Genomic DNA, 21,842 nt, shown 5'->3' with positions numbered 1-21,842 from the left:
TAAAATTAAAATATGGCTATTATTGGTATCGGAATAGATATCATAAAGATTTCACGTATAGAAAAAATCATTGATACATTAAATTCTAAATTAGCAAAAAGAATTTTGTCAAAAAAAGAATTTTATCAGTATTTAATAAAAAAAAATAAAATTAATTTTTTAGCAAAACGATTTGCAGCTAAAGAAGCAGCTGCAAAAGCTTTAGGTATTGGGATAAGAAATGGTATTAAATTTAGTGATTTTGAAATCTACAATGATAATTACGGTAGTTCTAAATTATTATTATTAAACGAAGCTAAAAAACTTGCAAATAGCATGAATGTACAACGTAATCATGTCAATTTAACTGATGAAAAAAAATATGCATATGCAATTGTAATTTTTGAAAGTTAATAATGTTATATTGTTTAAAATATTATTAATTATGATCTTTTATTTTTAAAAAAATTGTTAAGTAAATTACTGCATTCTTTTTCTAAAATTGATTCAGTAATATTTAATTTATGATTAACATTATTTAAATATTTCTTAAAAATATCTATTTTATTTTTTTTTTCTTTTGCTCCAAAAACTAAATGTTTTATACGACCATGAATAATTGCTCCAAAACACATAATGCATGGTTCTAATGTTACATAAAGTGTTGTATTTAATAATCTATAATTCTTTAATTTTTTTCCTCCTTGACGAAGTGTTAAAATTTCAGCATGAGCTGTAGGATCGTTATGATATATAGATGAATTACTACTTTTTCCTATAATATTTTCTTTAAAAACTAATACAGCTCCAACAGGTACTTCTCCTTTTTTTTCAGCTATTAAGGCTAATTTTAAAGCATATTTCATCCAATGTTTATGTCTATTATACGAATGCATTTCATTTCTATAAAAATTAATTAACATTAATTATAAAACGTTTTTTATTTAAGATAAATATATATATTATTTATGTTAACAAATATAAACATTAAAAAATAAAACTAATTACGTTTTATACCATAAAATTACAGTATAATTAAATATATTTTTTATTATTTTTAAATATTTTATTTTTCTCTAATTCCCATTCTCGTTTTTTTTTGTTTTCACGTTTATCTGATTTTTTTATTCCTTTTCCTATACCTATTTTTAATTTGCACCAATTTTTTTTCCAAAATAAAGATAAAGCTATCAATGCATATCCTTCTCTATTAACTTTACCAGTTAAAAAATATATTTGCTTTTTATGCAAAAGTAATTTTCTATTTCTTGTTGGATTACACGTTATATGAGTAGAAACAGTAGGTAAAGGTTCAAACATTGCAGAAGCAAGACAAGCTTCTTGAGAATATAAAAATATATAACTACCATTAATATTTACTTTTTTTTCTCTTAAAGATTTTACCTCCCATCCTAATAATATTATACCTGATTCATATTCGTCTTCAATTTTATAATTATATCTGGCTTTTTTATTAATAGAAATAACCGATAGATCATGAGATAAAAATGCTTTCTTTTTCATTTAATTATACAAATCCTATTTTACTAATTTTTTAAACTAGTTTATATTAAAAATAAAATAATATTAATAATTTTATTTATGAATAAAATAAAAGTGATTGTTATTTATGCTTTGTCAAATATACAATTTTTTAGAAAAATAATAATTGAATCTGGATCAACAGTTGAAGAAGCACTTTTAGCATCAAATATTATTTCAGAAGATAAAAAAATAAATATTTATAAAAATAAAATTGGAATATACGGAACTATTACACATTTAAAACATATAGTTAAAGAAGGAGATCAAATTGAAATTTATCGTGAACTTATAATCGATCCTAAAGAACTAAGAAGAAAAAAAATAAATTTAAATAAAAATTAATTTATTAAATATATATAAACATATTTGCAGAGTTATTAAATAAAATAATTAACCAATATCTCTGCATATTAATTTTATTAAAAATATTATTTTTTTACTTGTGATACTACCACCATTGCTGGACGTAATAATCTATTATGTAATAAATAACCTTTTTGTAAAATAGATATCACATGATTGTCTTTTATTGTCTCTGAAAATTGTATCGACATAGCTTGATGAATATCTGGATTAAAAGGTACATCGATACTATTAATTACTGATACACCAAATAAATTTAAAATATCTAAATATAACTTTACAGTCATTTCTAATTTATTAAAAACTTCTGTTAAATTATCATTTAATTTATTTGATAAATTTAACGATCTTTCGAGATTATCTATTATTTGCAATAATTCATTAATAAATTTTTCTAAAGAAAATTTATAAGTATTTTCTATATCTTTTTGAATTCTTTTTTTTATTTTATATATTTCTTGTTCTATATTTTTTTTTTCATTAAATAAATTATTTTCAATTAATAAAAATTCTTTTTCAAGTTTTATAATTTCTTCATCAATAGATAGTTTAAATTTTTCCAATGGATCCGTAGATTCTTTAATCACAGATTTATTTAAATTATCATTGCTTGATTTTTTTTCATCTGTATTCATTTTAAATTATCCTTTATTCTAAAATTAATATGTTGATATATAAAATATATCTATAATATTTTAATAAATCAATTTTTATTAAAAAAAAATTAATTTTATAAATAAAAAATATTTTATCTTACTAAATGTCCAAAAATTAAATACAAAACTTTATAAAAATAAAATAATATTAAATTAAATTTAAATAATTTTTAAATATCTTTAACCAAAGGTTTTATATAAGAAACACCCATATCCCACGGTTGTTCAATCCAAACATTTTGAGGAATATCTATGATGTAGTCATCAACTAATAAACGACCGAGTGGCTTAGCAAAAATAGTTACAAAATAAGCATTTGGATACATTTTTCTAATTACTCGAGCTGTTCCGCCTGTATCTACTAAATCATCTACAACAATAATTTTTTCACCGTAATCCTTCGCTTTTTTAATTATTTTCATATTACGCAAATGATTATAATCATAACTAGAGATACATACAGTATCTACAAAACGAATTCCCAGCTCTCTTGCTAAAAGAGCCGAAGGAATTAAACCACCTCGACTAACTGCAATAATACCTTTCCATTGATCAACTGAAAGTAATTTTTTTGCTAATTTTCTAGCATGAATTTGCAACATATCCCAAGTAACAATGTATTTCTTGTTCATATCAGCACATCTCGCAACTATAAAGTGCCATAAATTTAGTAATAAAAACAAGTAAAATGATGATTAAAATTTATTATGGATCAATAAAACTTTTCAATTATTTATATTTTATTTTTAAGTATACTCTTTATGAAATAGTTATGTTATATCTTTGAAGTTTTAAAAAATGTAAATTTAGTAAAAATCAATATTTAATAAATATATTTTATATATAACTTATTGTATAAAATATTCATACAAATAGATTAAATATATCTTATATTAATTTAATTAAAAATTTATCTTTAATTTTTTTAAAAGAAAATTGGTAATTTATGAAGAGATAAAGAAGGATTTAAAAAAAGTAAATTTTATAATTTTAAATTATAAATATTTTATAAAATATTTATAATGATTTATTAAATAAATTAAGAGATTACTCGGTGCGGACGGGATTTGAACCCGCGACCCCCGGCGTGACAAGCCGGTATTCTAACCAACTGAACTACCGCACCTATGTAACTTGAAATAATAATGTTATATTAAAATATAAATTCTGTCAAATTAAAATTAATACTATCAAAAATCTTATTCATTAATATACCAGAGACATTTTTTATTTTTTTTCATCATATATTTCAAATATGATTTATGTAATTTTTTTTCACCAGCAGAAGCCCAACGTATTTTAGAAAAATGTAAATTTTTCTTTTTTTTAATAAAGAAACTAAAATCATCTTTTTCTTTAGTATCATCAAAAAAATCTATTGATTCTTGAAAACTGGTCATAGCTAAATATACTTTAGCTAATAATTGAGCATCCAACAATGCACTATGTAAATTTCTCTCATAGTTCTTAATAAAATATCTAGAACATAAAGAATCTAAAGTATTTTTCTTACCAGGAAAAATTTTTCTAGATAACAATAAAGTATCTATAACTGTAGAACAGGACAAAATATTTTTTATTTGTAAATTTAACATACTTAATTCATAATTTATAAATCCAATATCAAAAGTGGCGTTATGAATAATTAACTCAGCACCATTGATATAATTTAAAAAATCCACAGCTATTTCATTAAATATTGGTTTATTTTTTAAAAATTTATCAGAAATACCATGTACGGAAAAAGCTTTAGGATCTACCGAACGATTCGGTTGAATATATGTATGAAAATTATTTCCTGTAAAATCACGATCAATTATTTCAATAGCACCAATTTCAATAATACGATGCTGTTCATAAAAAATACCTTTATTGTTGATACCTGTGGTTTCAGTATCAAGTGCAATTTGTCTTATTTTGTTTTTTTTCATATAATTCTTTAATATATATATTAAAAAGAAATATTTTATAATGTTAAAATTAGTTTATATTTTTACCGATGGTTCTTGTTTAGGAAATCCTGGTCCAGGAGGATACGGAATTTTATTTCGTTATAAAAAACATAAAAAAATATTACATGCTGGATTTTATTTAACTACTAATAATCGCATGGAATTGATGAGTATTATTATAGCGTTAGAATCTCTGAAACAATCCTGTCAAGTACATATTGTAACAGATAGTCAATATGTAAAAAAAGGTATTGAAAATTGGATACATCAATGGAAAGAACAAGGTTGGAAAAATAAAAAGAAAAAACCAATAAAAAATGTAGATTTATGGATCAGATTATATAATACACTACATCAACATCAAACATACTGGAAATGGATTAAAGGACATTCCAATCATATAGAAAATACATTCTGTGATAGATTAGCACGTATATCCGCAAATAATCCTCATTTTCAAGATACGGGTTATAATATAAAAAAAATTTAAAAATATATTAAAATTTTTATTACTTAGATATTTACTATACTACAATTCAGGTATGACTACAATGATATTAAATTTTATTAAAATTCTTCATGATAATTATGTTTGGTTATTAACTAATAACAAAGGTTTATCTGTAATAATAGATCCAGGAGACGCTGCACCTATCATAAAATATATAAATAAAAACAATTACTATCCTATATCTATTTTACTTACACATTATCATAAAGATCATATCAAAGGAACTTTAGAATTACTAAATCAGTATCCAAAAATAAAAATTTATGGTCCACCAAAAAAAAATAATATAAATAGAAATATTAATTTTGTTTACGATAATGAAATTATCTACATTGAAAAATATGCATTTCTTATTATTTCTACACCAGGACATACTAACCATGATATCTCTTATTATTTTCCACCTTATCTTTTTTGTGGAGATACTTTATTTTCTGGTGGATGTGGAAAAATAATTTCAGGTGATGCTACTTTGATGTTTAATTCATTAAAAAAATTTTCATTTTTCCCTAATGAAACTTTGATTTGTTGCGGACATGAATATACGTTATCTAATTTAAAATTTGCACGATATGTTTTACCAAAAGATAATACAATCCTAAAATATTACATAAAAATAAAAAAAACAATAAAAAAAAATAGATCTAGTTTACCAAGCTTATTAATAAATGAAAAAAAAATAAATATATTTTTGAGAACTAATGAATTTCTATTAAAAAAAAGAATAGGATTAAAAGAAACTAAGAAAAATGAAGAGGAATGTTTCTCAATATTGAGAAACATGAAAGATAATTTCAATTGGAGCTAAGCGGGATCGAACCGCTGACCTCCTGCGTGCAAAGCAGGCGCTCTCCCAGCTGAGCTATAGCCCCTAGTTTTTGATATTGGTAGGCCTGAGTGGACTTGAACCACCGACCTCACCCTTATCAGGGGTGCGCTCTGACCAGCTGAGCTACAAGCCTGTTTTATATTTTATTAAATAATTTGTGTGAGCACATCTAATAAGTATTATTTTTAAGGAGGTGATCCAACCGCAGGTTCCCCTACGGTTACCTTGTTACGACTTCACCCCAGTCATGAATCACAAAGTGGTAGGCGCCATCCCAAAAAATAAGGTTAAGCTACCTGCTTCTTTTGCAACCCACTCCCATGGTGTGACGGGCGGTGTGTACAAGGCCCGGGAACGTATTCACCGTGGCATTCTGATCCACGATTACTAGCGATTCCGACTTCGTGGAGTCGAGTTGCAGACTCCAGTCCGGACTACGATGTACTTTATGAGGTTTGCTTATCTTTACAGGGTTGCTTCTCTTTGTATACACCATTGTAGCACGTGTGTAGCCCTGGTCGTAAGGGCCATGATGACTTGACGTCGTCCCCACCTTCCTCCGGTTTATAACCGGCAGTCTCCTCTGAGTTCCCGGCTTAACCCGATGGCAACAGGGGATAAGGGTTGCGCTCGTTGCGGGACTTAACCCAACATTTCACAACACGAGCTGACGACAGCCATGCAGCACCTGTCTCACAATTCCCGAAGGCACTTTTTCATCTCTGAAAAATTTTGTGGATGTCAAGACCAGGTAAGGTTTTTCGCGTTGCATCGAATTAAACCACATGCTCCACCGCTTGTGCGGGCCCCCGTCAATTCATTTGAGTTTTAGCCTTGCGGCCGTACTCCCCAGGCGGTCGACTTAACGCGTTAGCTACGGAAGTCATTTCTCAAGGAAACAACCTCCAAGTCGACATCGTTTACAGCATGGACTACCAGGGTATCTAATCCTGTTTGCTCCCCACGCTTTCGCATCTCAGCGTCAGTATTCGTTTAGGAGGCCGCTTTCGCCACAGGTATTCCTCCAGATATCTACGCATTTCACCGCTACACCTAGAATTCTACCTCCCTCTACGATACTCTAGAATTTCAGTTTCAAATGCAGTTCCTGGGTTAAGCCCAGGGATTTCACATCTGACTTAAAAAACCGCCTACAAGCTCTTTACGCCCAGTAATTCTGATTAACGCTAGCACCCTCCGTATTACCGCGGCTGCTGGCACGGAGTTAGCCGGTGCTTCTTCTTCGGGTAACGTCAAGAGAAATAAGTATTATTCATTTCTTTTTCCTCCCCGCTGAAAGTACTTTACAACCCTAAGGCCTTCTTCATACACGCGGCATAGCTGCATCAGGCTTTCGCCCATTGTGCAAGATTCCCCACTGCTGCCTCCCGTAGGAGTCTGGACCGTATCTCAGTTCCAGTGTGGCTGGTTATCCTCTCAGACCAGCTAGAGATCGTTGCCATGGTAAGCCTTTACCTTACCATCAAGCTAATCTCATCTGGGTTCATCCGAAAACATGAGGCTTATAAATAAGTCCCCCATTTTGGTTTACAAAAAATAATAAACATTATGCGGTATTAGCCATCGTTTCCAATGGTTGTCCCCCTTTTTCGGGCAGATCCCCAGATCTTACTCACCCGTTTGCCGCTCGCCGACAAGAAAGCAAGCTTTCTTTCGCTGCCGCTCGACTTGCATGTGTTAGGCTTGCCGCCAGCGTTCAATCTGAGCCATGATCAAACTCTTCGATTAAAAATTTGCTTAAAAAATTAAGACTTTAAATAAATTCAAAATAAAATTGACTTATTTTGATGTGCCCACACAAATTATCTAATATTTTTTTAAAGAGCATAAAACCAACTTTTTTAATGTTATATCTTTTTTTATATGTTGTCAATCTTTATCGATATATATTTTTATATTATTTTATTCTAAAAAAATGAAAATTTTATTTTTAAAACAAATTATTTTTTTAAAAAATTATTTGTGTAAATAAAATAAATTCAAATGCATTTATTATTATTTAATAATAAAATATATTTAATATACCTATTTTTTATGTTATATCAATAACATTTAAAATTTTATACAATAAAGTTATTATAATATATAAAATAAATAAATATTAAAAATATTTAAATAATTCTTAGGATATACATATGAATATTCAAAATTTAATTTCAATAGACATAAAAAAAGCTTTAATCAATTCTGGTGCACCAAAAAATTGTGATCCTTTGATATTTAGAACTTTAAAATTAAATATTGGTGATTATCAATCTAATGCTGCTATGAAAATTGCTAAAATATTAAAAATTGATCCTTATCAATTCGCAAAAAACGTTATCTTAAAAATAAAAAATAGCGATATGTATCACACTATAAAAGTAGCTAAACCAGGTTTTATTAACATTATTCTTAATCGAGATTGGTTGTCAAAAAAATTAGAAATAGCTCTCTATTCAGATAGATTAGACATAGATTTTGTTACTCCACAAAACATCGTAGTAGATTATTCTTCCCCAAATATAGCAAAAGAAATGCATATCGGACATTTACGTTCAACTATTATAGGAGATGCAACTGTAAGAATTATTGAATTTCTTGGTCACAATGTAACTCGTTCTAACCATATAGGAGATTGGGGAACACATTTTGGAATGTTAATCGCATATATACATAATAATAAAAAAAAATCCATATCAAAAATCTCTTTAACAGATATAGAAAAATTATATAAAAAAGCAAAAATAAAATATGATCATGATCCAAAATTTGCAAAATTATCCAGAGAATATGTTGTTAAATTACAAAATGGAGATCAATATTGTCAATATCTATGGAAAAAATTAATTGATATCACAATTACATATAATGAAAAAATATATAAAAAATTAAATGTGACATTAAAAAACAAACATATTATGGGAGAAAGTTCATATAAAAACATGTTACCAGAGGTAATTTCTGATCTTAAAAAAAAAGGTATTGCTGTAAAAAATGAAGATTCTCTTATTGTATTACTAGAAAAATACAAAAATAGATGTGGAAATCCAATGGGAGTTGTTATACAAAAAAAAGATGGTGGATATTTATACTCCATTATAGATATAGCTTGTCTAAAATATCGTTGTGAAATATTAAAAGCAGATAAAATCTTATATTATACAGATTCTCGCCAAAACCAATATTTACTACAAATTTTCGAAATAGCTAAAAAAGCAGGTTATATACCTAAAAATGTAAAAGTAGAACATCATATGTTTGGAATGATGTTATCTGATGATAAACGTCCATTTCAAACTCGTGCAGGAAATACAATTAAATTATCTCAATTACTGAATAAAGCAATAAAAAAAGCAAAAAAGATAATAAAACAAAAAAATCCAAATTTATCTGAAGAAAAAATTGATAAATTATCCAATATCATTGGTATCGGTGCTATTAAATACGCTGATTTATCTAAAAATAGAATAACAAACTATATTTTTAACTGGGATGAAATGCTATCTTTTGAAGGAAACACAGCTCCTTACATTCAATATGCGTACACAAGAATAATGTCCATTATAAAAAAATCAAAAACACCTTTGTTATCTCTAAAAGGAGATATTATATTATCTGAAAAATTTGAAATTGAACTAGCACTTATCCTCCTACAATTTGAAGAAAAAATAACTTATGCTGCTGAAAAAGGCACTCCCCATATTATATGTAGTTATCTCTATAAACTTTCAGGAATATTTTCTAATTTTTATGAAAGTTGTTCTATTTTATTTCCAGAAAATAAAAAAATTTCTATTAGTCGTCTAAAATTATCCTTATTAACGGCAAAAACGATTAAACTAGGATTAAATTTACTAGGTATTAATACAATTGATTATATGTAATCTAGTTTCTTTATATAAACGAAATATTTGTATTATAAAAAACAATTTAATTCTAAAAATTATAAAATTAAATCATGCTAATTTTTTTTACCAATAATACTCGTCATTCGTATTTCTTTAGCATTACATACTTCCATGTTCGATAATACACTTAATTCTGGAAAACTATCATGAAAAAATTGAAATAAAAATATTCGTAAAGTATTATTTACTAATAAAACAGGTGATACTCCTATTGATTTTTGATATTTAATTGCTGTATCCATATCATTTAATAATTTATCAGCCAATCCCGGTTCTACACTATTATTTCCGTTTTGAAATGTTTGTAATAATAAGTTTTCTAATTCAATATCTAAGCCTATAACTTGAATTTTATCATTATTAAATAAATTTTGAATAATAAATTTACCTAACGATATACGTACCAAACTAGTCAAAATATCAATTTCATTTTTTTTAATTGCTGCATATTCTATTAAAGTTTCTATAATAGTATTCATATCTCTAATACTGACATTTTCTAATAACAAATTTTGCAACACCTTATGAAAAACAGTCAAACTAATTATATTAGGAACTAAATCTTCTATAAGTTTCGGCATTTTTTTAGTTAAATAATTTAACAAATCTTGAGCTTGTTGCCTCCCAAATAACTGATTCATATTCCTATACATAATATAATTTAAATGAGTAGCGATCACTGTAGTACCATTAACAATTGTAAAACCCTTTTGTTTAGCTTCTTCTATATGATTTACATTAATCCAAAATGCAGGCACATTAAATACAGGTTCAATAATTTTTTCTCCTTCCAATATTTTAGATTTATCTTCTGAATTAATAGCCATAACACGATTTAAATATACTTTACCTACAGCAATTTCGACTCCTTTTATCAAAAATCTGTAAGAATATGAAGATAAATTGCTATTATTTTGAATATGTATTAATGGAGGTAAAAAACCCATTTCTTGAGCAAATTTTTTTCTGATACTACGAATTAAATACAATAATTTTCCTTTTTTTTTCACATCAACTATTGGAATAAGTCTATTTCCTATTTCAATACCTATTAAATCTTCTATTTTTACATCATTCCAAGATACTTCTGAAATTTTATTTATATCTTTAACAACATTTTTTCCATTTTCCAAAGAAATAAAATTCATATTTTGATTTCTATTAAACAACCATCCAGATAAAAAAAATAAAATTATTGTAAACGATAAAAATATCATACTCGGCATACCTGGAACTAATCCTAATATTCCTAAAACTACTCCACTTAATAATATTACCTTAGGGTTATAAAATAATTGACTGATAATTTGTTCACCTACATTTTCTTCCGTAGTAACACGCGTAACCATAACTCCAGCTGCTGTAGAAATTACCAAAGCTGGAATTTGAGCTACTAATCCATCTCCAATTGTTAAAAGTGTGTACACTTCAATAGCTTTTCCAAAAAACATATTATGTTGAACTATACCGATCACTAATCCACCAAGGATGTTAATTATCATTATAAAAATTCCAGCAATAGCATCTCCTCTAACAAATTTGCTCGCACCATCCATAGAACCATAAAAATCAGCTTCTCTAGTAACTTCAATACGTCTTTTTTTAGCTTCTTTTTCGCCTATTAAACCTGCATTTAAATCAGCATCAATAGCCATTTGTTTTCCTGGCATTCCATCTAATGTAAATCGAGCTCCTACTTCTGCTATTCGACTTGCTCCTTTAGTTATAACCATAAAATTAATAATAACTAATATGATAAATACCACTATACCAATTGCATAATTACCACCAACTAAAAAATGTCCAAATGCTTTAATAACATTTCCAGCTGAATAAGCTCCAGTATGACCATATAACAAAATTACCCTAGTGGAAGCAACATTAAGTGCTAAACGCAACAAAGTAGAAAATAATAAAACAGTAGGAAATGCTGTAAATTCTAAAATTTGTCTAGTAAACATAGAAACTAATAAAATAATTATCGATAATACGATATTAAAAGTAAAAAAAACATCTAAAAACAAAGAAGGTAATGGAAGTACCATCATTGATAAAATTATTAAAATCAGTACTGGACCAGACAAAGCTTGCCATTCTGTATTTTTTAAATTTTTAATCACTTTAATAAAATTAATAATATTAATCACCGGTAAAATCCTCTTTTAAATCTGTTAATTCTGAAGGAACATGTAAATTTTCAGGTTTTTTAGGGAAAATACCTCCTTTTTTTTTCCATATTTTAACTTGCCAAACCCAAGCTAACACTTCAGCTACCACTTTGTATAAAATACCAGGAATATATTGACCTAATTTACTATGAAAATACAAAGCACGAGCTAAAATAGGTACTGAAATAATAGGCACATGATGCTTTTGACCTATTTTACGGATTTTATATGCCAAATCACCAGCTCCTTTTGCTATTACTTTAGGAGCGTGCATTGTTTTTTCATCATACAATAATGCAATTGAATAATGTATAGGATTTATTACAATCACGTCTGCCTTTGGAACATCAGATATCATTCTACGATTAGCTAACATTTTCATTGCTTGTCGTATTTTCAATTTAATATATGGATCACCTTCCGTTTGTTTTAATTCATCTTTAACTTCTTTTCGACTCATTTTAAATTGTTTTTGATAAATATAGTTTTGCCAAAAAATATCAAAAATCACCACCGGAATTAATGATACTACCGATAAGAAAAAACATGAAATTAAAAAATTAAATCCTATTATTAACGCTATTTTTTGTGTTTTATTAACCAAAGATAATATATCTTCAATATGCCTCGAAATATAAAATAATATAACTCCTATAACTAAAAACAATTTTAAAATTATTTTTAATAATAAAAAAAATATACGAAAAGAAAATATTGTTTTAAAACCTTTTAATGGATTTAATTTTTTCACATCGCACTTTATTAATTTCAAATTAAAAGAAACACCTCCAAATAATTTTGCAAAAACTATTACAAAAAAAATAGGAATAAAAATAATAAAAAGAAAATAAAATATATCAAAAAAAAATTTTTCATTACCATAATTAATAAAATTATTATCATTAATAATAAAATTATTAAATTTAAAATGAGTAAATAAAATTTTAGATACATGAGCAACAATTACATCTTTATATAAAAATAGGACAATTCCTCCGAAACCTAAAATAATTAATGAATTTAATTCATAAGAATATCTAATTTTCCCTTCTTGACGTACTTTTTTAAATCTATAATCAGTAGGTTTTTCTGTTTTTTCTTCATTCATACTATTATTACCTTAAAATCTATTTTTACATATTATTTCTATATATGATAAAATCATAATATGATAGGTAAAATTCTATATTAAAAATATTTAAAAAATAAAAATATTAATAATTATTCATGTTACTAAATTTATATTTTTTAAAATTTTCAATTATCGGTTATTTTGATATTATAAACTATTAATAAAATGTTATTAAAATTATATTTTTATATAAAAATTTTTTATTTCAATGAGACAATACATGAGAGCAAATAAATATTTTTTTTGTACTATAAAAGAAAAACCGCATAACGTTGATATTATTAGCCATCAACTGATGTTAAGATCAGGTATGATTCGTAAAACTGCTTCCGGTATCTATACTTGGTTACCAACAGGACTGAGAGTTCTTAAAAAAATAGAAAATATTGTAAGAGAAGAACTCAACAAAATTGGTGCTATAGAGATATTTATGCCTATATTGCAACCGGTAGAACTATGGAAAATTAGTCAAAGATGGAATACTTATGGAAAAGAACTACTAAAAGTAGTTGATCGTCATAATATTACACACATATTAGGACCCACTCATGAAGAAATAATAACGTTTTTAGTAAAAAATGAAGTACATTCTTATAAACAATTACCTTTAATATTGTATCAAATACAAACAAAATTTAGAGATGAAATACGTCCTCGTTGTGGTGTGATGCGATCTAAAGAATTTATTATGAAAGATGCTTACTCTTTCCATGCTAACGCAGCTTCATTACAGATAACATATCATAAAATGCATCAAACCTATACTAAAATATTTCAACGTATGCAATTAAAATTCAAAGATATAAAAGCAAAAAATGGAGAAATGGGAGGTAATATTTCTCATGAATTTCATGCATTGACTAATAATGGAGAAGATAAAAATATTTATCCTGATACATCTAATAATTCTTATAATATAAAAAAAAATTATAGTATTAAACATTGTATTAAATTTAATAAAAAAGAAGAAAAAAAACGTTCTGATGAATATGATTATTTAAATATTGAACGTAGTATAGAAATAGGACACATATTCCAACTTGAACAACAATACTCAAAAGCAATAAACTCTTATATCTTAGAAAATAACGGGAAAAAAAATTTTTTAAATATGGGATGTTATGGAATAGGTATCACACGTATTATATCAGCTATAATCGAACAAAATCATGATAATCGAGGAATTATTTGGAACTCTTCCATTTCACCTTTCCAAGCGGTAATTCTACCTATCAATTTACACAAATCAAATATAGTTCAAGAAATATCAGAAAAAATATATCTTAAATTAAAAGAAAAAAATGTTGAAATAATGTTAGATGATAGAAATATACATCCAGGTATTATGTTTACCGAAATGGAATTAATTGGTATACCTCATAGTATCATAGTTAGTGAAAGACACATTTATAATAATGAAATTGAATACATATCTCGATTTAATAATAAAAAAAAATTAATAAAAATAAATAATATTTCCAATTACATATTAGAAAAAATAAAAAAAAATATTTAAATATATTAATTAAATTTTATTTCTAAAAAATAAGTAAAATTTAAATATCGATTTTTTAACAAAATTAATATAATTATTAAATTATATTGAATAGATATTTAAAATCTAAAAAATTTTAATTTTACTTGTTCTAATCCTACTAATAATCTTAATTTATCCAAAAATTTATTACTTAATAAAAAATATTTATTAATGTTAAAAGGAAAATTAAATTTTATGTCGTAATCTTTATAAAAAAAATGAACTGGTACTATACCCACATCTGCTAATTCTAAAATTTTTTTTAAAAATTTTAAAAATACAGAATTATTTTGTTGTTTCGTCAATAAAACTAATACTTTAGAAACACTTTTATCTCTATATGTATATAAATCTACAAAACTACAAGCAATAAATTTATAATAATTACTAAAATTATCTGAATTAAAATACCCATAAACAATGATAATACAATTATTTTTTAAAAAATGTTCATATTTTTCTAAAACATCATTAAAAACTACCACATTTAATTTTTTAGTACTATCATCTAATATAAAAAACGCTATACGATTTTTATTTTTTGTATATTTTATGATTAAATTCGTTACCATGCCAACAACTATAATGTTTTTTTTTAAAATAGAAGAATAATATATATCCTTTAATGTTTTTCCTTTCATATAATATTTTATTTCATCTAAATATTGATGCATTGGATGTCCTGAAAGATACGTTCCTAACATTTCATGCTCGTACTTCAATTCAGTATTTTTAGACCATATATTAATTGTAAAATTATTAACATAATTTAATTCTTCAGCATCATGCAATATAGATCCAAATAAATCTTGTTGTTTTACTGATTGAGAAACCGAATATTGATTAGCAATTTTTATATTATCATCTAAAATATTCATCAATATTCCTCGATTTAGTTGAAAACAATCACAGGAACCAGATAAAATTAATTTTTCTATTACACGACGAGTAACTTTTTTAGAATCTGTATGTATACATAAATCCAGTAATTTTTTAAACAGTCCATATTTCTTTCTGGCTCTAATAATCTCACATACTGAACTTTCACCTATTCCTTTAATTGCTCCAAGCCCATAAACAATTTCATTTTTTTCATTAACATAAAAACAATAATTACTATAATTAATATTTGGAGATAAAATTTTTAACTTCATTCTTTTACATTCATCGATTAAAGAAACTAATTTCTTTATATTATCCATATCTGTACTCATAAGTGCAGCCATAAACTCTGTAGAATAATGAGTTTTTAACCATAATGTTTGATACGATATCAAAGCATACGCTACAGAATGAGATTTATTAAAACCATATCCTGCAAAATTTTCTAATAGATCAAATATTTTTAAAGATAATTTTTGATCTATTCCATTCTTTTTAGATCCTTCTTGAAAAATAGCACGTTGTTTGCTCATTTCTACTGGATCTTTTTTTCCCATAGCACGACGTAATAAATCTGCATTACTCAAAGTATATGAAGCTAATACTCGTGCAATTTCCATTACTTGTTCTTGATATAAAATTATTCCATAAGTAGATTCCAAAACTTTTTTTAATAACGGATGTTGCCATTTACTATCTGGATAATGAATATTTTCTTTTCCATGTTTTCTATTAATAAAATTATCAACCATTCCAGATTGTAAAGGACCTGGACGAAATAAAGCAACTAAAGCAACTATATCCTCGAAAGAATCTGGTTGTAACCTTTTAATCAAATCTTTCATGCCTAAAGATTCTAATTGAAATACACCAGTTGTTTCAGACTTCCGTAATTTTTCAAAAGTTTTAATATCATCTAAAGGAATTAAAGAAATATCAATTTTTTTTTCATTTTTTTTTACTCGATTTTTATTAATCATCTTTAATGCTAAATTAATAACAGTTAAAGTACGCAATCCAAGAAAATCAAATTTAACTAATCCTACATATTCCACATCATTTTTATCAAATTGAGTCACTTGATTCTTACCAAATTCATCACAATATAATGGTGAAAAATCAGTAATTTTAGTAGAAGAAATAACTACTCCTCCAGCATGTTTACTTACATTTCTAGTAACACCTTCTAACTTTTTAGCAATATCGATTATCTTTTTTACTTCTATATCTGATTTATATAATTCCAATAATTCAATTTGATTCGATAATGCTTTATTTAACGTTATACCCAAATCCAACGGGATTAATTTAGAAATACGATTCACAAAACCATATGGATACCCCAATACTCGACCAACATCTCTAATAACTGCTTTTGCAGTTAAAGTACCAAATGTAATAATTTGCGCAACTGCCTCTTTACCATATATTTCTGATACATGTTCAATTACTTTATCCCTTTTATCCATACAAAAATCAATATCGAAATCAGGCAAAGAAACACGATCCGGATTTAAAAATCTTTCGAATAATAAATCAAACGATAAAGGATCAATTTCCGTTATTTTTAATGCGTAAGCAACTAATGAACCTGCACCAGATCCTCTTCCTGGACCAACAGGTATATCATGATCTTTAGACCATTGTATAAATTCCATTACAATTAAAAAATAACTAGGAAATCCCATTTTATTTATTATTGATAATTCACTTTCTAAACGGGAATCATATTTTTTTCGTACTTTATTACGAATGTTTTCTTCAGGAAAACATATCTTTAAACGTTCTTCCATACCTTGGTTAGCTTTCATTATTAAAAAATTTTCAGCACTCATTTGACCAGTAAAAAAAATAGGTAAGAAAGATTGTCCTAAATTTAATATAACATTACAGCGTTTTGCTATTTCTACACTATTTATAAGTGATTCAGGAATATCAGAAAATAATTCACACATGGTTTTTTCATCACGCATAAATTGCTGACAACTATAATTATGGATAAATTTAACATCATCCAATCTGCAAGATTTATTAATAGCAACACGAATTTTATGCACTTCAAAATCTTTTTGGTTAATAAAACAAACCTCATTGGTCGCCACTAATGGAATAGTATTTTCTATTGCCAATTTTAAAACAACATTTAAATATTTTTCTTCATTTATACGACCTGTACGCATTATTTCTAAATAATAAAAATCAAAAAAATATTTTTGATAAAAAGATAGACACTGATTTGCTAATTTTATATTACCTCTTAATAATAATTTTCCTACATCACCATAACAACCTCCAGATAACAAAATTAATCCTTCCTTATATTCTATTAACCATTTTCTTTTTATAGTTACTCCAACCAAATTATTATACCCAACTCGGTATCCACGAGATATTAGTAAAATAAGATTTTTATACCCAATATTATTGCTTGCTAAAGCAGTAATTTGCGATAACTCTCCTTCCAAAAATTCAGAATCTATTTTAAAATCTACACCTATAATTGGTTTTATACCATTTTCATGAGCTGATTTATAAAATTTAATCACTCCGTAAAAATTACTAAAATCTGTCAATGCCAGCGCAGGCATACCTAAATTCACTGCTCGTTTAACTAACAATTCCGGTTTAACTAATCCATCTATTAAAGAATAATCACTATGCACACGAAGATGAACAAATCGTTTTTCATACATATCAAAAGTATCCTTTTAATAAAAATAACAATAAAAATTAAAATATTTTATTTAATATTTTTTCATTTTTGCAATAGGAGAAAATGTATGACGATGTTGAGATATAGGACCATATTTCATTAACATAGATATATGTTTTTTAGTTGAATAACCTTTATGATCCGAAAATCCATATTGAGGAAATAAATGATGTAATTCTAACATTTCCTTATCACGAATTACTTTTGCTACAATAGAAGCAGCACTAATTTCAGGAATTAAAATATCACCATGAATTACAGATATTGATGGAATAGGAACTTGAATAGAATATTTCCCATCTATAAATAAAAAATCTGGTTTATATATTAAATTATCTACAGCTCTCTTCATCGATAAAAGAGATGCATTTAAAACGTTTAAAGTATCTATTTCTTTAGAAGTAGCTGATCCTATACTCCATGCTGTTGCTTTATTTATTATCTCATTAAATAAAAATAATCTATTTTTATCAGATATTTTTTTAGAATCTGTTAAACCATGAATAAAAACCGATGGATTCAATATAACAGCAGCACTAACTACATTACCCACTAAAGCTCCACATCCAACTTCATCTATACCCGCTATAAATTTCATATTTAAAATAAAATAAACCAATATAAAAAATTTAATTTTATAAAAATATTATAATATACTTACAATATAATTTATATCTTTCAATTTTTTTTAAACATACATGTGATAATTGCTTTGCAAACAATATTTTTATTTACCTTTGCTAAACCTTGAAACTGAATAAAATTTTTTTTATTTTTTTTAATTACAACTTCTATAAAAATTTGATCTCCAGGCAAAACCATTTTTTTAAAATGAACCCTATCAATAGCAACTAAATAATAACTAGTATTCGATGATAAATTTTTAAAACTATTTAAAACTAATAATCCTGAAGCTTGTGCCATAGATTCTATAATTAATACACCTGGAAAAATAGGATTATTGGGAAAATGTCCTTGAAAACACGGTTCATTTATTGAAACATTTTTAAGAACATTAATATATTTATATTTTTTTATCTTAATAACACGATCAACAAGTAAAAATGGATATCTATGAGGTAAAAAATCAAAAATATTTTTTACGTCTATAACATTTATATTATTCATATTATCACCAATTCAATGAATAAAATTTTAATAATAAATATTATTTATTATAATGATCATCCCTTATCAATATTTGAATTCAATTCAATATTTAAGTTACAATTTTAAATTACCAAATTTTCCCTATATTAAATTGAAAAGACTCTATTTTATCTTTATCATTATATTTCAATGGATAAGAATATGAAAAATTTAAAGGACCTAATGGAGAAATCCATTGTAAAGCAATACCCGTTGATATACGAATGTCATAAGGATTACTATAATCGGAAAAATGAGATAATTTACTGTCCAAAGAATTAATCCAATGAGTATTCCAAACAGTAGTTGAATCCAAAAATACAGAAGCAGTAATTACACTTAATTTATAATTATCATTTAATAATATTTTTTTTATTAATTCTAAATTAGTATTAATTATTGCATTTCCTCCTGTAGAAATATCAGATTGACAAAATTTATAAAATTGCTTACCGATACAAAAATTACTATATTTATTATAATAAATATCTTTAGGACCTATACTATTGAATTTAAAACCACGTATAGAACCAATCCCTCCTGCATGATAATTTTCATAAAAAGGAAACTCTTCATTAATATTATTACTGTTACCAAAACCTAAATAAGTACGAGCAAATAATGTAAAATTTTTATTAAATTTAAATTGAAAATATTCCCTTGATTCTAATTTAATTTTATTAAAATGATTATCAGAACCTAAAATAGTACATTTCCCACTCAATATCGTATAATTTCCAAATAAATTATAGTTTTCATGATGTAAATTATTAAAAATCCAAAAAAAACTCATCAATATATCATCGGTATTATATTTTTTATAATTTGATTTTAAAGATTTAAAATAACGCCATATAGAAAAAGGAGATTCAATATTAGAAATATTATTATGTACATAATGTATTCCGATATTGAATTCATTTTTTTCATTAATTAAAAATCCTAATATAGTATCTAAACCATAACGTTTATTTTGATAATAAGTACTATCAATTTCATTAAACTTAAAATAATTATAAAACAATTGACCTTTTAAGTTATTTTGAAACATGTTTAAAAAAGGATATCTAAATATCAATGAACCAGATGTTTGACTCATATCTTTAAGAATACTTAACTGAAATTTAGAACCTGTATTAAATAAATGATTTCGAGTTATATTTAAATTTAAATTTATACCACTGTCCATACCATAACCAAAACCTAAATTAATATTTCCAATATCATTTTCTTGTATAGTATAAACTGCATTAATTTTTTTTGATTCATTATTAAAATTATAAAAATTTAATTTTACATCTTTAAAAAATCCAGTTTCTAAAAGATCTTTTCTACCTTGAATCAATAAAAGAATATTGAACCAATCGCCTTCTTTATGTTTAATTTTACTATGTAAAAAATTATTAGTAGAAAATTTATTTCCTACAAAATTTATTTTATTTAATATAAAACGTTGATTAGGATAAATATACAAATAACAATCTAAATTATCATTATATATATTTTTTTTAAAATAAATAGAAACATTCACATTAGGATAACCATCACAAAAAAACATATTCTTTATTATTTTTTTTAATTTTAAAATGTCATTATAATCAAAGTGTTTTTTTGATATACTATAAATGATAGAATTGATTTTTTTATAATAGGATAATACATTACCATGAAAAAAAAGATTAGATATGCAATATCTTGATCCTTCTTTTAAAAAAATATTAACATCCACTTTCTTTTTATCAAGAGAAAAAACAACATGAATTTTACTAAATTTAAAAAATATGTACCCTTTTTGCAAATAAAAATTTTTTATATTTTTTAAATCTTCATTAAATTTTTTAATAAGATAATCTTTTTTATCTATAAAAAACCAAATATTAGATCGATTATATAATCTTAATAAAGAAATAATTTTATTTGAAGAAAAAGCGTAATTACCAAATATATTTATATTGTTCACTACTGCAGATTTTCTTTCTAAAATTAATATTTTGAAATAAACTTTTTTATCTGATTGTATAAAAAAAATAGATTTAATATCAACATTATATTTTCCTATACTAAAATAGTATTTTTTCAATATATTTTTAAATGAATTTAAATAATATAAATTTAAACTATTTCCTATTTTTATATTATTATTTAATAACGTTTTTATAACATCATTAGAAATAACCATGCCATCAGAAAAATTAATACGATAAATACCTGATTGTTCTTTTATCTTAAAAATCAAATTATTTTTAAATTTTACTACTTTAATATTTTCAAATTGACCAGTTTGTAATAAATTATAAATTACTTTATTTAAACTATTAAAACTAATTTTTTCACCATGATATTTTTTTATATAATTACAAATATTTTTTTTAGAAAATTTATGTAATCCAGAAAAAGTAATATCTTTTATGAACCACTTATCTTTAGCATATCCATCGATACTAAAAAATAAAAAAAATAAAATTAATAATTGTTTTATAAATAGCATCATTATTTAAATTTATTGAAAAACTCT

The 21,842-nt window shown here is 25.0% G+C and carries 17 protein-coding genes, 3 tRNA genes and 1 rRNA gene; 6 read left to right on the top strand and 15 right to left on the bottom strand.

The window, feature by feature from the left end:
* The first annotated feature begins 12 nt into the window (after positions 1-12).
* Complete coding sequence (gene acpS / locus AB4W77_RS01115) at positions 13-393, top strand: holo-ACP synthase (RefSeq protein ID WP_367681636.1); 381 nt, start codon at positions 13-15, stop codon at positions 391-393.
* Between the two features lie 29 nt (positions 394-422).
* Here the strand turns inward: acpS and tadA are convergent, their stop codons facing one another.
* Positions 423-875: a tRNA adenosine(34) deaminase TadA gene (gene tadA, locus AB4W77_RS01110; RefSeq protein ID WP_367681635.1), complete on the bottom strand. Its 453-nt coding sequence runs from the start codon at positions 873-875 to the stop codon at positions 423-425.
* A gap of 139 nt (positions 876-1,014) precedes the next feature.
* Complete coding sequence (gene smpB / locus AB4W77_RS01105; protein ID WP_367681634.1) at positions 1,015-1,503, bottom strand: SsrA-binding protein SmpB; 489 nt, start codon at positions 1,501-1,503, stop codon at positions 1,015-1,017.
* 78 nt (positions 1,504-1,581) lie between these two features.
* On the opposite strand from smpB, the gene AB4W77_RS01100 reads away from it, so the two are divergent.
* Positions 1,582-1,866 carry an RnfH family protein gene (locus tag AB4W77_RS01100; protein WP_367681633.1) on the top strand — a complete coding sequence of 95 codons (285 nt, stop codon included), beginning with the start codon at positions 1,582-1,584 and terminating at the stop codon, positions 1,864-1,866.
* Positions 1,867-1,952: 86 nt separating this feature from the next.
* Here the strand turns inward: AB4W77_RS01100 and grpE are convergent, their stop codons facing one another.
* The 4 genes from grpE to dnaQ all read right to left on the bottom strand — a co-directional run bounded on the left by grpE (position 1,953) and on the right by dnaQ (position 4,474).
* Positions 1,953-2,522 carry a nucleotide exchange factor GrpE gene (grpE, locus tag AB4W77_RS01095; RefSeq protein WP_367681632.1) on the bottom strand — a complete coding sequence of 190 codons (570 nt, stop codon included), beginning with the start codon at positions 2,520-2,522 and terminating at the stop codon, positions 1,953-1,955.
* Between the two features lie 191 nt (positions 2,523-2,713).
* Positions 2,714-3,175, bottom strand: a complete 462-nt coding sequence (gpt, locus tag AB4W77_RS01090; protein WP_367681631.1) for a xanthine phosphoribosyltransferase — start codon at positions 3,173-3,175, stop codon at positions 2,714-2,716.
* A 420-nt stretch (positions 3,176-3,595) separates the two neighbouring features.
* Positions 3,596-3,669 (bottom strand) — tRNA-Asp (locus tag AB4W77_RS01085).
* A gap of 73 nt (positions 3,670-3,742) precedes the next feature.
* The gene (gene dnaQ / locus AB4W77_RS01080) at positions 3,743-4,474 is read right to left on the bottom strand and encodes a DNA polymerase III subunit epsilon (RefSeq protein ID WP_367681630.1); all 732 of its coding nucleotides are present in this window, start codon (positions 4,472-4,474) and stop codon (positions 3,743-3,745) included.
* A gap of 40 nt (positions 4,475-4,514) precedes the next feature.
* Between dnaQ and rnhA the strand changes: the two genes are divergently transcribed.
* Positions 4,515-4,985 carry a ribonuclease HI gene (gene rnhA / locus AB4W77_RS01075; RefSeq protein WP_367681629.1) on the top strand — a complete coding sequence of 157 codons (471 nt, stop codon included), beginning with the start codon at positions 4,515-4,517 and terminating at the stop codon, positions 4,983-4,985.
* A gap of 61 nt (positions 4,986-5,046) precedes the next feature.
* Positions 5,047-5,814 carry a hydroxyacylglutathione hydrolase gene (gene gloB, locus AB4W77_RS01070; RefSeq protein ID WP_367681628.1) on the top strand — a complete coding sequence of 256 codons (768 nt, stop codon included), beginning with the start codon at positions 5,047-5,049 and terminating at the stop codon, positions 5,812-5,814.
* On the opposite strand, the gene AB4W77_RS01065 is transcribed toward gloB, so the two are convergent.
* The 3 genes from AB4W77_RS01065 to AB4W77_RS01055 form a co-directional block, all read right to left on the bottom strand.
* A tRNA-Ala gene (locus tag AB4W77_RS01065) sits at positions 5,806-5,878 on the bottom strand. The two genes, gloB and AB4W77_RS01065, sit on opposite strands and share 9 nt — an antisense overlap.
* 13 nt (positions 5,879-5,891) lie before the next feature.
* Positions 5,892-5,968 (bottom strand) — tRNA-Ile (locus AB4W77_RS01060).
* A 53-nt stretch (positions 5,969-6,021) separates the two neighbouring features.
* Positions 6,022-7,584: ribosomal RNA gene (locus tag AB4W77_RS01055) — 16S ribosomal RNA — on the bottom strand.
* Between the two features lie 407 nt (positions 7,585-7,991).
* Between AB4W77_RS01055 and argS the strand changes: the two genes are divergently transcribed.
* Positions 7,992-9,722, top strand: coding sequence for an arginine--tRNA ligase (argS, locus tag AB4W77_RS01050; RefSeq protein WP_367681627.1), 1,731 nt, complete (start codon positions 7,992-7,994; stop codon positions 9,720-9,722).
* A 77-nt stretch (positions 9,723-9,799) separates the two neighbouring features.
* Here argS and flhA read toward each other — a convergent pair whose 3' ends face one another.
* Together flhA and flhB are read right to left on the bottom strand one after the other, a co-directional pair.
* Complete coding sequence (gene flhA, locus AB4W77_RS01045) at positions 9,800-11,893, bottom strand: flagellar biosynthesis protein FlhA (protein WP_367681626.1); 2,094 nt, start codon at positions 11,891-11,893, stop codon at positions 9,800-9,802.
* Positions 11,886-13,022: a flagellar biosynthesis protein FlhB gene (flhB, locus tag AB4W77_RS01040; protein WP_367681625.1), complete on the bottom strand. Its 1,137-nt coding sequence runs from the start codon at positions 13,020-13,022 to the stop codon at positions 11,886-11,888. Before flhB ends, flhA begins: the two co-directional genes overlap by 8 nt.
* A gap of 244 nt (positions 13,023-13,266) precedes the next feature.
* Between flhB and proS the strand changes: the two genes are divergently transcribed.
* Positions 13,267-14,562 (top strand): proline--tRNA ligase, encoded by a 1,296-nt coding sequence (gene proS / locus AB4W77_RS01035; protein WP_367681624.1) that lies wholly within the window; start codon positions 13,267-13,269, stop codon positions 14,560-14,562.
* A 98-nt stretch (positions 14,563-14,660) separates the two neighbouring features.
* On the opposite strand, the gene dnaE is transcribed toward proS, so the two are convergent.
* From dnaE to bamA, 4 genes are all read right to left on the bottom strand, one after another.
* Positions 14,661-18,158, bottom strand: coding sequence for a DNA polymerase III subunit alpha (dnaE, locus tag AB4W77_RS01030; protein WP_367681623.1), 3,498 nt, complete (start codon positions 18,156-18,158; stop codon positions 14,661-14,663).
* Positions 18,159-18,209: 51 nt separating this feature from the next.
* Positions 18,210-18,776, bottom strand: a complete 567-nt coding sequence (gene rnhB / locus AB4W77_RS01025; protein WP_367681622.1) for a ribonuclease HII — start codon at positions 18,774-18,776, stop codon at positions 18,210-18,212.
* Positions 18,777-18,856: 80 nt separating this feature from the next.
* Entirely contained in the window at positions 18,857-19,306 is a 450-nt protein-coding gene (gene fabZ / locus AB4W77_RS01020; RefSeq protein WP_367681621.1) for a 3-hydroxyacyl-ACP dehydratase FabZ, read from the bottom strand.
* Positions 19,307-19,415: 109 nt separating this feature from the next.
* A complete protein-coding gene (gene bamA / locus AB4W77_RS01015) occupies positions 19,416-21,818 on the bottom strand; it encodes an outer membrane protein assembly factor BamA (protein WP_367681620.1) in 2,403 nt (800 codons plus the stop codon).
* Between the last annotated feature and the right edge of the window lie 24 nt (positions 21,819-21,842).

It is taken from the genome of Buchnera aphidicola (Pemphigus immunis), assembly GCF_964059115.1.
GTDB classification, from domain to species: domain Bacteria; phylum Pseudomonadota; class Gammaproteobacteria; order Enterobacterales; family Enterobacteriaceae; genus Buchnera_C; species Buchnera_C aphidicola_C.
Note: the sequence above shows the minus strand (reverse complement) of the source record. Positions and strands in the feature narration are given on the sequence as shown.